Origin of the sequence: Rhizobacter sp. (assembly GCF_035702065.1) — a bacterium.
Taxonomy (GTDB): domain Bacteria; phylum Pseudomonadota; class Gammaproteobacteria; order Burkholderiales; family Burkholderiaceae_C; genus Rhizobacter.
The window spans coordinates 1-12,870 of sequence record NZ_DASSRA010000270.1 but is presented as its reverse complement, the minus strand read 5'-3'; the positions used below and the strand labels follow the sequence as shown (position 1 = coordinate 12,870).

Below are 12,870 nucleotides of genomic sequence, written 5' to 3'. Positions count from 1 at the left end.
TTGAAGATCTTTGCCCCGGTCGGGATGGAGATGATCATCGTGGTAATGCCGAAGAACGAGTTGACGCTCGCGCCCGAGCCCATGGTGAAGAAGTGGTGCAGCCACACCAGGTACGACAGGATGGTGATCACCACCGTGGCGTAGACCATCGAGGCGTAGCCGAACAGGCGCTTGCCCGAGAAGGTGGACACCACCTCCGAGAAGATGCCGAACACCGGCAGCACCAGGATGTAGACCTCGGGGTGGCCCCAGATCCAGATCAGGTTCACGTACATCATGGGGTTGCCGCCCAGTTCGTTCGTGAAGAAGTTGGTTCCGACGTAGCGGTCCATCGACAGCAGGGCCAGCACGGCGGTCAGCACCGGGAAGGCGGCGACGATCAGCACGTTGGTGCACAGGGCGGTCCAGGTGAAGACCGGCATCTTCATCAGGCTCATGCCGGGTGCGCGCATCTTGACGATGGTGGCGATGAGGTTGACACCCGACAGCAAGGTGCCTACCCCGGCCACCTGCAAGGACCAGATGTAGTAGTCGACCCCCACGTCAGGGCTGTAGGCAATGCCCGAGAGCGGTGGGTAGGCCAGCCAGCCGGTGCGCGCGAACTCGCCGACGAAGAGCGAGCACATCACCAGGCCGGCGCCGCAGGCCGTCATCCAGAAGCTGAAGTTGTTGAGGAAGGGGAAGGCCACGTCGCGCGCGCCGATCTGCAGCGGCACGATGTAGTTCATCAGGCCCGTCACCAGCGGCATGGCCACGAAGAAGATCATGATCACGCCGTGGGCGGTGAAGATCTGGTCGTAGTGGTGCGGCGGCAGGTAGCCCAGGTTGTCGCCGAAGGCCACTGCCTGCTGCAGGCGCATCATCAGCGCGTCGGCGAAGCCGCGCAGCAGCATCACGATGCCCAGCACCATGTACATGATGCCGATCTTCTTGTGGTCGATGCTGGTGATCCAGTCGCGCCACAGCGTGCCCCAGAGGCGGAAGTAGGTCAGCCCGCCCAGGACGGCGATGCCGCCCAGCACCACGCCTGCGAAGGTGGCCAGCAGGATGGGCTCGTGGAAGGGAATGGCTTCCCAGCTCAGGCGGCCGAGCAGGAGGTTGGGTTGGTCGGTCATCGTGGTCCTGGCGTGGCCGAAGGCGGTCGGGGTGTCGGTTTAGAGAAGAAGCGGCGTCACTGCAGGCGGGCGGCCAGGCGAGTCTGGGGCTCGCCGCTCAGGTTGTCGCTGGTGCAGAGCAGGGCCTGCACGTAGGTCCAGTTGCCGCTGGCAGGGCTGCCGTCAACGGCCGCGGCGTGGCGCGGTGCCGTCACCAGCGTGGCCTGGCCGGTGCGGCCGAGGCCGCCCCGTGCGTCGATGGCCATCATCTCGCGCATGCACATCTTGCCGGGCTCGACACAGCGGTTGAGGATGGCGTCGTACAGGCCGGGTGCCACGCTGGCATAGCGGCGCACGGGCTCGCGCTCGCTGGGGCGTTCGAGCTGCAGGTAGTCGGGCCGGCCGAGTGCCGAGCCTTCGGTCTTGTTGCGCTGGACCCAGGCCTGGAAGTCGGCGTCGCTCAGGCCGTGGAACTTGAAGCGCATGCCCGAGAAGCCGGCACCGCTGTAGTTGGACGAGATGCCGTCGTAGACGCCCGCCTTGTTGATGACGGCGTGCAGCTTGGTCTCCATGCCGGGCATGGCGTAGATCATGCCGGCCAGCGCGGGCACGTAGAACGAGTTCATCACCGAGCTGGCCGTGATCTTGAACTGGATGGGGCGGTCGACCGGCGCCGCCACCTCGTTCACCGTGGCGATGCCCTGCTCGGGGTAGAGGAAGAGCCATTTCCAGTCGAGGGCGACCACCTCGATCACCAGCGGCTGGGTGCCGGCAGGGATCGGCCGCTCGGCGTCGATGCGCGAGAGCTTGCGGAACGGGTCCAGCGTGTGCGTGCTGATCCAGGTGATCGCGCCCAGCGCGATGATGATGAGCAGCGGTGCGGCCCAGATCACGAGTTCGAGCTGGGTGGAGTGGTCCCAGTCAGGCCGGTAGACCGCCTTGGTGTTCGACTGCCGGTACTTCCAGGCGAAGAACAGCGTCAGTGCAATCACCGGCACGATGATCAGCAGCATGAGCACCGTCGAGACCACCACCAGCTTGCCCTGCTGCGCTGCGATGTCGCCGGACGGATTGAGCACCACCGTGTTGCAGCCGGCCAGCAAGGCGGCGAGGCAGAGCAGGGCAGAACCGCGGAGTTTGTCGAGGTGGTGCATGCGGGTACGGCAGGTGTGGGGGTTGCCCCCATTGCGATGGCCGCAAAATTTAATCCTGATTCCCGCATTTGGCGATTGGACGTTTTGTCCAATGGCGTCAAACTCCGCTTGGTGACACTCTGTCGACCCTGAGCAAGACTGTCCTTCATGACCCTGCCAAGATGTCGAGCATTGCCCACCCCCACCAGCACAACGCACCTGCCGCCGCCGATGTCGCCCCGGGCGAGATCGCCGTCGGCGTCGTGATCGGCCGCGCGTCGGAATACTTCGACTTCTTCGTTTACGGCATCGCCTCGGTGCTGGTGTTCCCGGCTTTGTTCTTCCCCTTCACCGATGCGCTGACCGGCACGCTCTGGTCCTTCGTCATCTTCTCCTTCGCCTTCATCGCGCGGCCGCTGGGCACGGTGGTGTCGATGGCCATTCAGCGCCGCTGGAGTCGCGGCACCAAGCTGACCGCGGCGCTCTTCCTGCTCGGCACCTCCACGGTGGGCATGGCCTTCCTGCCGGGCTACCACACCGCTGGCTTCGCGGCGATCGTGCTGTTGTCGCTGTTCCGCATCGGCCAGGGCCTGGCGCTGGGTGGTTCGTGGGATGGTCTGCCTTCGCTGCTGGCGATGAACGCGCCACGCCGCCGCCGTGGCTGGTATGCCATGCTGGGTCAGCTCGGCGCGCCGGTGGGCTTCGTCCTCGCCTCCGGCCTCTTCGCCTTCCTGTACGGCAACCTGAGCGCAGAAGACTTCCTTTCCTGGGGCTGGCGCTATCCCTTCTTCGTGGCTTTTGCCATCAACGTGGTGGCGCTTTTCGCGCGGTTGCGCCTGGTCGTCACGCACGAGTACGAGCAGGCGCTCAGCGAGCGCGAGCTGGAGCCTACCGACGTGCGCGAGCTGGTGCAGGCCCAGGGCTCCAACATCCTGATTGGCGCCTTCGCGGCACTGGCGAGCTACGCGCTCTTCCACGTGGTCACGGTGTTCCCGCTGTCGTGGATCATGTTGTTCTCCAAGCAGTCGATCACCGAGTTCCTGGTCATCCAGATCATCGGCGGGCTGCTGGCGGCCATCGGCATCGTGGCCTCGGGCTGGATCGCCGACCGCGTGGGTGGCCGTCGCCGCACGCTGGGCGCGCTGGCCATCATGATTGCCGTGTTCAGCGGCTTCGCGCCCACGCTGCTGGGCGGCGGCGACCTGGGGCAGGACGTCTTCATCCTGGTCGGCTTCGTGCTGCTGGGCCTGTCGTACGGCCAGGCGGCCGGTACCGTGACCTCGAACTTCAGTTCCAAGTACCGCTACATGGGTGCGGCCTTGTCGTCGGACCTGGCCTGGCTGGTCGGCGCGGCCTTCGCGCCGCTCGTGGCGCTGGGCCTGTCGGCGCACTTCGGCTTGGGCTACGTCAGCGTCTACCTGCTGTCGGGTGCGGCTTGCACGCTCGCTGCATTGAGCATCAACCGCGCGCTCGAAGCGCGTGACGAGGCGGTCGACGCCGGCTGACGAGCGGCTGCAACGCCTGGGAGCGCGACGGTACAGTACGCGCTTTCCACCCGCCCCGCGTGGCCTGGCAGGCCGCGAGTCGCATGAGAATCCTGTTCGGTGTTGCTTCGCTGCTGGTGGTGCTCGCGGTCGTGGGCTTTGCCGCCAGCCGGCAGCTGAAGACCTTGAGTGCCCCTGCGTCGCCCCAGGCCGCCAGCGGCTCCACCGTGGTGAGCCAGCGCGAACAGGCGCGCCAGCTGCAAGAGCAGGTGCAGCGCGACCTCAACAAGGCGCTGGAGCAGGGCGCCCGCAAGATCGACCCCGAACAATGAGCTTCTCCCCGGCTGACGAACACGCCATGCGCATCGCGCTCGATCAGGCCCAGAACGCCTGGCTGGTGGGCGAGGTGCCGGTGGGCGCGGTGATCATGCGCAACGGCCAGGTGATCGCCACCGGCTACAACCGCCCCATCACCGAGCACGACCCGACGGCCCACGCCGAGATCGTGGCCCTGCGCCACGCGGCCACCTTGTCGGGCAACTACCGCCTGCCCGAGTGCGAGCTTTACGTGACGTTGGAGCCCTGCGCCATGTGTGCGATGGCGCTGATGCACGCCCGCTTCAAGCGCGTGGTGTTCGGTGCCACCGACCCCAAGACCGGCGCGGCCGGGTCGGTGGTCGATCTCTTCGGCCAGCCCAAGCTCAACCACCACACGCAGATCGAAGGCGGCCTGCTGGCCGACGACTGCGGCAAGGTGCTGCGCGACTTCTTCGCCGAGCGCCGCGAGCTGTACCGCCAGCGCCGCGCCGGCCCCATCACCGAACCGGCGGCCCTGGAGCTGCCGACCATCCCGACCGGAGAGGTTCTCGAAATTGAGCCGACACCACCACGATCACCATGACCACGCGCACGATGGCGTGGGGTCGAACACGCTGACGCTGTTCACGCCCGCCGGCGTGCTGCCCAAGGCCGCGCCCTTGCGCCTGGCCGCCAAGCGCCTGGGCGCGATGGGCTTCGAGGTGAGCATCGACGAAGCCGCGCTGGCGCGCCACCAGCGCTTCGGTGGTGACGACGAGACGCGTCTCGCCGCGCTGCACCGCGTGGCCAAGCAGGCGCCAGGCGTCGCACTGGCCTCGCGCGGCGGCTACGGCCTCACGCGTCTGCTCGACCGCATTGACTGGAAGCTGCTCGCGCACAGCGTGGAGCACGGCACGCGCTGGGTCGGCTACAGCGACCTGACGGCGCTGCACCTGGGCCTGCTCGCGCACACCGGCCAACGCAGCTGGGCCGGGCCACTGGCCTGCGACGACGTCGGTCGTGAAGCGGTGGACGACATCACAGCCGACTGCTTCGCCGAGGCCATGAGCGGCGAACTTGAAGCTGTGGGTTTCCGCACCGAAGCAGGCTTCGACGGACTGCAAGCCAAGGGCGTTCTGTGGGGCGGAAACCTCTGCGTGCTCAGTACCTTGCTCGGCACGCCGCACTGGCCCAAGGTCAAGGGCGGCATCCTGTTCCTGGAAGACGTGAACGAGCACCCGTACCGCATCGAGCGCAGCCTGCTGCAGTTGCGCCAGGCCGGTGTGCTCGATGCCCAGAAGGCCATCGTGCTGGGCGCGTTCACCGAGTACCGCAAGTCACCCTTGGACCGGGGCTACACGCTCAAGACGGCGATCGAGCACCTGCGCTCGGTGACCAAGACGCCCATCCTCACGGGGCTGCCCTTCGGCCATGTGCCCACAAAAGTCACACTTCCCGTGGGTGCGAAGGTGACTTTGCTCGTACAGGCACGGGACGTGCTCATCGGCTGGTAGCCCACTCTAAATGCCGGGCTGAATACCCTGAGAAGCCTGCTGGCGGCCTGCGCATAGAATCCGCGGCGCTCGCCTCGTGCAGCACCGGGCACAAGCCGGTTGTTGCCGCAGGCGCTTTTGTTTGTTGTCTTCGCATCGTCTATCCGCACGGTGCGAATGCAGGAGCCGGAGAGATTTTTGATGGACGCCACCATGCGTCGACTACGAGCTTGGCTGCGCGCCGCCTTCATGGTGGCCTGCGCGGCGGCGCTGACAGGCTGCAACAACAGCCCCTGGCCCGACGGGGCCGCCGCCACGAACACCTCGTTCTCGGCGGTCATCGAGAACTCACCGCGCCACCTGGACCCGACCGCGTCGTACTGGTCCAACGACACGCCCTACACCTACCAGATCTACGAGCCGCTGTACGGGTACCACTACCTGAAGCGACCGTTCGTGCTGGTGCCCAAGGCCGCGGCGGCGGTGGTGACCCCGACTTACCTCGACAAGAACGGCAAGCCTTTGCCCGCGGATGCGCCGGGCGAGCAAGTGGCCGAGAGCGTGTACGACGTGCCGATCAAGCCCGGCATCATGTATCAGCCGCACCCGGCCTTCGCGCGCGATGCGCAAGGCAACTACGTCTATCACTCGATGAAGCCGGGCGACCTGGGCGCGCGCACCTCGCCGCTGCAGTTCGAGCAGCAGGGCACGCGCGAGCTCGTGGCCGAAGACTTCGTTTACGCGCTCAAGCGCCACGCGACCACGCGCATCACCACGCCGATCTCGGGCATCTTCTCCGAGTATGTGGTGGGCCTGAAGGACTACATGGCCCTGGTCAAGGCCGAAGACGCCAAGCTGCGCAAGGGCCTCGACCCCGCCAACCTGGATCGCCCCTTCCTCGACTTCCGCCGCTGGCCGCTGGCCGGCGCCACCGCGCCCGAGAAGCACCTGCTGCGCATCCGCATCATCGGCAAGTACCCGCAGTGGAGCTACTGGATGTCGATGACCTTCGTGGCCCCGGTGCCGTGGGAGGCCGATGCCTTCTACGCCCAGCCGGGCATGGCGGCCGTGGGCCTCACGCTCGACACCTGGCCGGTGGGCACCGGCCCGTACATGATGACCGAGTTCATCAAGGACCGGCGCCACGTGATGAAGCGCAACCCAAACTACCGTGGCGAGCCCTATCCCTGCGAAGGCATGCCCGGTGACAAGGAAGCCGGCCTGCTCGACGACTGCGGCAAGAAGACGCCCTTCATCGACAGCTTCGTCTCCACCATCGAGCGCGAGGCCGTGCCGCAGAAGGGCAAGTTCCGCCAGGGCTTCTACGACATCGAGGTCTTCGAGCGCACCGACACCGGCATGGACTACCTCGTGTCGATGGCCGACTCGCCCGAGGTGAAGCGTGAGTACGAAGCCAAGGGCTTCCGCCTCGACAAGTTCGCCGACGTGCACAGCTGGTTCGTCGGATTCAACATGAAAGACCCGGTGATCGGCGACGGCGACACGCCGGCACAGGCGGCCAAGAACCGCAAGCTGCGCCAGGCCATCTCGATCGCGATGGACTGGGAAGAGTATTCCAAGGTCTTCCCGCGCAAGGCAGGTGAGGTGGCAATGGGCCCGTTGCCCGACGGCATCTTCGGGTCGCGCCACAACACCATCGAAGGCGTGAACCCGGTGACGCACAAGGTGGTCGACGGCAAGGTGGTGCGCCGCCCCATCGAAGACGCCAAGCGCCTGCTCGCCGAAGCCGGCTACCCTGACGGCCGCGACGAGAAGACCGGCCGCCCGCTGGTCATCAACTACGACTACTTCGCTCCGCCCACGCCCGAGCGCAAACCCGAGATCGACTGGGTGGTGCGGCAGTTTGCCAAGATCAACATCCAGCTCGAGGTGAGGGCCACCGACAACAACCAGTTCCAGGACAAGGTGCGCAAGGGCAAGCACCAGGTGTTCTGGCTGGGCTGGCTGGCCGACTACCCCGACGCGGAGAACTTCCTCTTCCTGCTTTACGGCCCCAACGGCAAGACCTGCTGCGACGGCGAGAACACCGGCAACTACGCGAACGCCGAGTACGACCGCCTCTTCACGCAGATGAAGCTGCTCGACGACGGCCCGCAGAAGCAGGCCGTGATCGACAAGATGGTGAAGATCGTGCAGGACGATGCGGCCTGGTCGTTCGGCTACTTCCCGTACTCGTCGGCCGCGGTGCAGGGCTGGGTGCACAACTCCAAGCCAGCCGTGCTGGTGCGCGACCACGGCCGCTACCTGCGGCTCGACACCGCGCAGCGCGTGAGCAGCCTGCGCGAGTGGAACCGGCCCACCTGGTGGCCGATCGTTGCGGCTGTTGTCGTCGCCTTGCTGGCGCTGTGGGGCACGCGACGCATGCTCCGCCGCCGCGAGCGCACCAATGCGCGCGGCGAAGTGCTGGCCTGAACACGAGGCGACCCGACTGATGTTCTCCTTCTTCATCCGCCGCCTCATCTACGGCGCGCTCATCCTGCTGGGTGTCAACCTGGCGACCTTCTTTCTCTTCTTCACCGTCAACACGCCCGACGACATGGCGCGCCTGAACATCGGCGGCAAGCGTGTCACGCAGGAGCTGATCGAGAAGTGGAAAGCCGAGCGCGGCTACGACAAGCCGCTCTACTACAACGAGGCCAAGCAAGGCAGCGAGCGTGTCACCGAGACGATCTTCTGGGAGCGCTCGGTGTCGCTCTTCACGCTCAACTTCGGCCGTGCCGACGCCGAGAGCGCGGGCAACATCGGCAACGAGGTCAGCTCGCGCATGTGGGTGAGCCTGCAGATGGCCTTGCCGCTGTTCATCCTGCAGGTGATCGCGAGCACGGCCTTCGCGCTGCTGCTGGTGATGTTCAGGCACACCCGGCTCGACTTCTGGGGTGTGGTGAGCTGCGTGGTGATGCTGTCCATCTCCAGTCTGTTCTACATCATCGTCGGGCAGGTGCTGTTCTCGCGCGTGCTCAAGCTGGCGCCGATCTCGGGTTACGCGCCGGGGCTGGACGCGATCAAGTTCCTGGCCCTGCCCATCGTGCTGTCGCTGATTGCCCGCCTGGGCAGCGAGGCGCGCCTGTACCGGGCCATGTTCCTCGAAGAGATCGGCCGCGACTACGTGCGCACCGCCCGCGCCAAGGGCCTGTCCGAGATCGTCGTGCTGTTTCGCCATGTGCTGCGCAACGCGCTCATCCCCATCATCACGAGTGCCGGGGCGTATCTGCCGTACGTGTTCATGGGCAGCCTGGTTTTCGAGAGCTTCTTCGGTCTGCCGGGCCTGGGAGCCTACGTGATCGAGGCCATCACCAAGCAGGACTTCGCCATCGTGCGCACCATGGTGTTCCTCGGCGCAGCGCTGTACATCGCCACCTACATCCTGGTCGACGTCGCCTACACCTGGGCCGACCCCCGCATTCGCCTCGCCTGACAGGAATCGACGATGCCGAAGTTTGTATTCCTCTGGACCGACGTGGCGATCTGGGCGCTGCTGCTGGTGCTGATTGCCTATGGCGTGTACGTTTTCCGCAGCCCGGGCTTGCGCAGCAACTGGCGCCGCGTGTTTGGCGACCCGGCCGCGCTGGCCTCGGCGGTGGTGCTCGTGCTGTGCCTGCTGGTCACGCTGTTCGACAGCATCCACTACCGCCGTGCCCTGGCCGCCGCGCCGGGCTCGCCCGAGGCCGCGGTCGCGTACGACGTGCGCACCCTTTCGCTGCTCGATGCGGCCATGTCGCACCAGATTGCGTCGCGCGAAGCCTCGTACTCCCGGCCGCTGGCCTATGAAGGTTTCATGAAGGAGTCCATCGAGGTGGGCGGCAAGGTCGAGCGCCTGCCGCCGCGCCTGAAGTTCGGTGGCGCGCACCTGCAGGAGCCCGAGTCGCAATGGGCGGGTGACGTGGCTTCGCGTGCCGTCGCCGGCGCTGGGGTCGGACTGCTGGTCACTGTGCTGTTCGCCGTGTCGCTGGCCGGTGTGCTCGCCAAAGCCCGCAAGCAGGCGTGGGGCGCAAGCCTGCAAAGCGTGCTGCGTGGAGAGGGGACCGTGCCCTGGCACGTCGCGCTGTGGACGGTGGGCGTGTTGTCGGTGCTGATCGGCACCGCGGTCGCGCTGATGAGCCACTACCACGTGCTCGGTACCGACCGCACCGGCAACGACGTGCTGTACCAGGCGCTCAAGAGCATCCGCACGGCCTTCGTGATCGGCACGCTCGCCACCGTGGCCACGCTGCCGCTGGCGGTGGTGCTGGGCATCATGGCCGGCTACTTCAAGGGCTGGGTCGACGAGGCCATCCAGTACCTCTACACCGTGCTCTCGTCGGTGCCCAACGTGCTGCTGATCGCGGCTTGCGTGCTGATGGTGCAGGTGTTCCTCGACAAGCACCCCGAACTCTTCGAGACCGGTGTCGAGCGGGCCGACCTCAAGCTCTTCCTGCTGTGCCTGGTGCTGGGCCTCACCGGCTGGGCCGGCCTGTGCCGGCTGCTGCGCGGCGAGACGCTCAAGCTGCGCGAACTGGAGTACGTGCAGGCCGCCACCGCCTTCGGTGTGAGCCACACGCGCATCATGGTGCGGCACATCTTCCCCAATGTGGCGCACCTGATGCTGATTGTGACGGTGCTCGAGTTCTCATCGCTGATCCTGTATGAGGCGGTGCTGTCGTATGTGGGCGTGGGCGTCGACCCGTCGATGAACAGCTTCGGCGGCATGATCAACCTGGCCCGCAACGAGATGAGCCTCGACCCGGTGGTGTGGTGGTCCTTCGCAGCAGCATTCGGCTTCATGGTCACGCTGGTGCTCGCCGCCAACCTGTTTGCCGACGGCGTGCGCGATGCGTTCGACCCGCGCGCCAGTACTTTCCGCGCACGCTTGAAGCGCGCAGCGACCTGAGGCGGCCATGCTGAAGATTGACGAACTGAAGGTGGCGATCGACGCCGATGCTGGCCTCATCAAGGCCATCGACGGGCTCACGCTGTCGATCAAGCGCGGCGAGACCTTCGCGCTGGTGGGTGAGTCCGGCTGTGGCAAGAGCATGACCGCGCTCGCTCTGATGCGACTGCTGCCCGACAACGGCCAGATCACGCAAGGCAACGTGGCCCTGGAAGGCCAGGACGTGCTCGCCCTGCCCGAAGCCCAGATGCGCGCCGTGCGCGGCGGCAGGATCGGCATGATCTTCCAGGAGCCAGCCACCAGCTTGAACCCGGTGATGCGCGTGGGCGACCAGATCGTCGAGGCGATCGAGGCGCACACCGCTCTGCGCGGTGCAGCTGCACGTGCCAAGGCCATCGAATGGATGGGCAAGGTCGGCATCCCCGAGCCCGAGCGCCGCATCGACGAGTATCCGTTCCGCCTGAGCGGCGGCCAGAAGCAGCGCGTGATGATCGCGATGACGCTGGCGGCCGAGCCCGACTTCCTGATCGCCGATGAGCCGACCACGGCGCTCGACGTGACCATCCAGGCCCAGATCCTCGACCTGCTCAAGCGCCTGCAGAAGGAAGAGGGGATGGGCCTGCTGCTCATCACGCACGACCTGGCCGTCGTTTCGGGCATGGCCGACCGCGTGGCGCTGATGTACGCCGGGCAGATCATCGAAGTTGCGACGGCGCAGGACTTCTTCCGCTCGCCCCAGCACCCGTACGCACGCTTGCTGCTCAACGCCTTGCCCGATTCGAGCAAGCGCGGCGGCACGCTCGCTGCCATCGCCGGCACGGTGCCGCCGCTGTGGCAGGACTTCAACGGATGCCGCTTCGCACCGCGTTGCGACCGCGTGATGCCGGAGTGCCACACCACCCGGCCCGAGCTGATTCACACCGCGAGCGAACACGTGGTGCGCTGCCTGCTCTACCGCGACGGCGCGACGCCGGCGGCGCACAGTGTGGCGATTGCGGCCGCACAGCCGCCGAAGCCGGCATCGGTTGGCGAAACACTGCTGGACGTGCAACACCTGTCGGTGCGTTTCCCCATCCGAAAGGGCGTTTTGCAACGTGCCCGCAGCTACTTCAATGCGGTCAACGACGTGTCGTTCAGCATCGCATCGGGCGAGACGCTGGCCCTGGTGGGCGAGTCGGGTTGCGGCAAGACGACCACCGGCAAGGCCATCGTCCAGTTGCTGCGCCAGCAGGCGGTGATCGAGGGCGCGGCGCTGTTCCGCGGCGAGGATCTGTTCACCCTGCAGGGCGATGCGTTGCGCAATGCGCGCAGCGCCATCCAGATCATCTTTCAGGATCCCTTTGGCTCGCTGAACCCACGCATGCGCGTGTTCGACTTGCTCGAAGAGGGCCTGCTGGCCCTGCGGCCGGACATGTCTGCCGAGCTGCGGCGCACCGAACTCGAAACACTGGTCGACCGCGTGGGGCTGCGGCGCGACGCTTTGCAACGCTATCCGCACGAGTTCTCTGGAGGCCAGCGCCAGCGCATCGCCATTGCCCGCGCACTTGCGCTCAAGCCCAGCCTGATCGTGTGCGACGAGCCCACCTCAGCGCTGGATGTGTCGGTTCAGGCGCAGATCCTCAACCTGCTGCGCGAACTGCAGCGGGAGCTGGGTGTGTCCTACCTGTTCATCACCCACAACATCGGAGTCGTCGAGTACATCGCAGACCGCGTGGTCGTGATGCAGCGGGGGCGCATCGAGGAAGCCGGGCGTTGCGACGAGGTGCTGAGCCATCCTCAGTCGGCCTACACCCGCACCCTGCTCGCCGCCGTGCCGCGGATCGAGTCACACGAAGCGGCCGTGTAAAGCTCGGGTGGTTCCGGGGGGAGACATTCGTTCGTTGCTGGCATGTTGCCCGCAGCCAACGCTGACGCGGCTTTCCCGCGAGAGTCGCCCCCCTAATTCGCGGCGCTTGCAAGCCCGAAACACAGTCCTCGGCAATGACCCATGCGCCGCCAGCCCGCAAGAACATTGGCTTCCTGGCGCGAAACCTGCAAGGCATTGAAATGGCCTAGAACGCCATGGGTGGGACGAACCGGGAAATACCCTCGGCAAGCCCCATTTCGGTTCAGTGACAATTCGTTTACACGTCCTCATAGACAAGACGTGGCCGGTCCACAAAGCCGACACGCGTCCTGCAGTGAGAGTGGTTTATCCATCAACCTTTCAGTGTTTCAGGAGATCAAATGTTTAAAAGAACGAAGGTCTGCTCAGGCTTGATGCTGGCGTTCGGCGGAAGCCTGGCGCTCGGCGTCCTGCCTGCTCATGCTCAGCAGCAATTGGAGCGCGTCGAGATCACCGGTTCGTCGATCAGGCGAGTCGACGCAGAAACCGCTCTGCCGGTTCAGATCATCAACAAGGAAGAAATTGCACGCTCAGGTGTCCAGAGCACCGAGCAGTTGATGCAGACGATTTCCGCGATGTCCAGCCAGGGTGGCATC

The 12,870-nt window shown here is 66.0% G+C and carries 11 protein-coding genes; 9 read left to right on the top strand and 2 right to left on the bottom strand.

Annotation, left to right across the window (positions count from 1 at the left end; translation table 11 throughout):
* Together VFL64_RS12380 and cyoA are read right to left on the bottom strand one after the other, a co-directional pair.
* Positions 1-1,115: cbb3-type cytochrome c oxidase subunit I (locus VFL64_RS12380; protein WP_489540683.1), on the bottom strand; the 1,115-nt coding region annotated here is incomplete at its 3' end.
* Positions 1,116-1,171: 56 nt separating this feature from the next.
* Complete coding sequence (gene cyoA / locus VFL64_RS12375; RefSeq protein WP_489540682.1) at positions 1,172-2,248, bottom strand: ubiquinol oxidase subunit II; 1,077 nt, start codon at positions 2,246-2,248, stop codon at positions 1,172-1,174.
* Between the two features lie 161 nt (positions 2,249-2,409).
* On the opposite strand from cyoA, the gene VFL64_RS12370 reads away from it, so the two are divergent.
* From VFL64_RS12370 to VFL64_RS12330, 9 genes are all read left to right on the top strand, one after another.
* On the top strand, positions 2,410-3,732 hold the full coding sequence (locus VFL64_RS12370) for an MFS transporter (RefSeq protein WP_489540681.1): 1,323 nt from the start codon (positions 2,410-2,412) through the stop codon (positions 3,730-3,732).
* 83 nt (positions 3,733-3,815) lie between these two features.
* Complete coding sequence (locus VFL64_RS12365; RefSeq protein WP_489540680.1) at positions 3,816-4,043, top strand: hypothetical protein; 228 nt, start codon at positions 3,816-3,818, stop codon at positions 4,041-4,043.
* Positions 4,040-4,612 carry a tRNA adenosine(34) deaminase TadA gene (gene tadA / locus VFL64_RS12360; RefSeq protein ID WP_489540679.1) on the top strand — a complete coding sequence of 191 codons (573 nt, stop codon included), beginning with the start codon at positions 4,040-4,042 and terminating at the stop codon, positions 4,610-4,612. The genes VFL64_RS12365 and tadA overlap by 4 nt, the downstream gene beginning before the upstream one ends.
* Positions 4,584-5,522: an LD-carboxypeptidase gene (locus VFL64_RS12355; protein WP_489540678.1), complete on the top strand. Its 939-nt coding sequence runs from the start codon at positions 4,584-4,586 to the stop codon at positions 5,520-5,522. Before tadA ends, VFL64_RS12355 begins: the two co-directional genes overlap by 29 nt.
* 192 nt (positions 5,523-5,714) lie before the next feature.
* Positions 5,715-7,934 (top strand): ABC transporter substrate-binding protein, encoded by a 2,220-nt coding sequence (locus VFL64_RS12350; protein WP_489540684.1) that lies wholly within the window; start codon positions 5,715-5,717, stop codon positions 7,932-7,934.
* 19 nt (positions 7,935-7,953) lie between these two features.
* Positions 7,954-8,937 carry an ABC transporter permease gene (locus VFL64_RS12345; protein WP_489540677.1) on the top strand — a complete coding sequence of 328 codons (984 nt, stop codon included), beginning with the start codon at positions 7,954-7,956 and terminating at the stop codon, positions 8,935-8,937.
* Positions 8,938-8,949: 12 nt separating this feature from the next.
* Positions 8,950-10,389: an ABC transporter permease gene (locus VFL64_RS12340; protein ID WP_489540676.1), complete on the top strand. Its 1,440-nt coding sequence runs from the start codon at positions 8,950-8,952 to the stop codon at positions 10,387-10,389.
* 7 nt (positions 10,390-10,396) lie between these two features.
* Complete coding sequence (locus tag VFL64_RS12335) at positions 10,397-12,235, top strand: ABC transporter ATP-binding protein (RefSeq protein WP_489540675.1); 1,839 nt, start codon at positions 10,397-10,399, stop codon at positions 12,233-12,235.
* Positions 12,236-12,615: 380 nt separating this feature from the next.
* Positions 12,616-12,870: hypothetical protein (locus VFL64_RS12330; RefSeq protein WP_489540674.1), on the top strand; the 255-nt coding region annotated here is incomplete at its 3' end.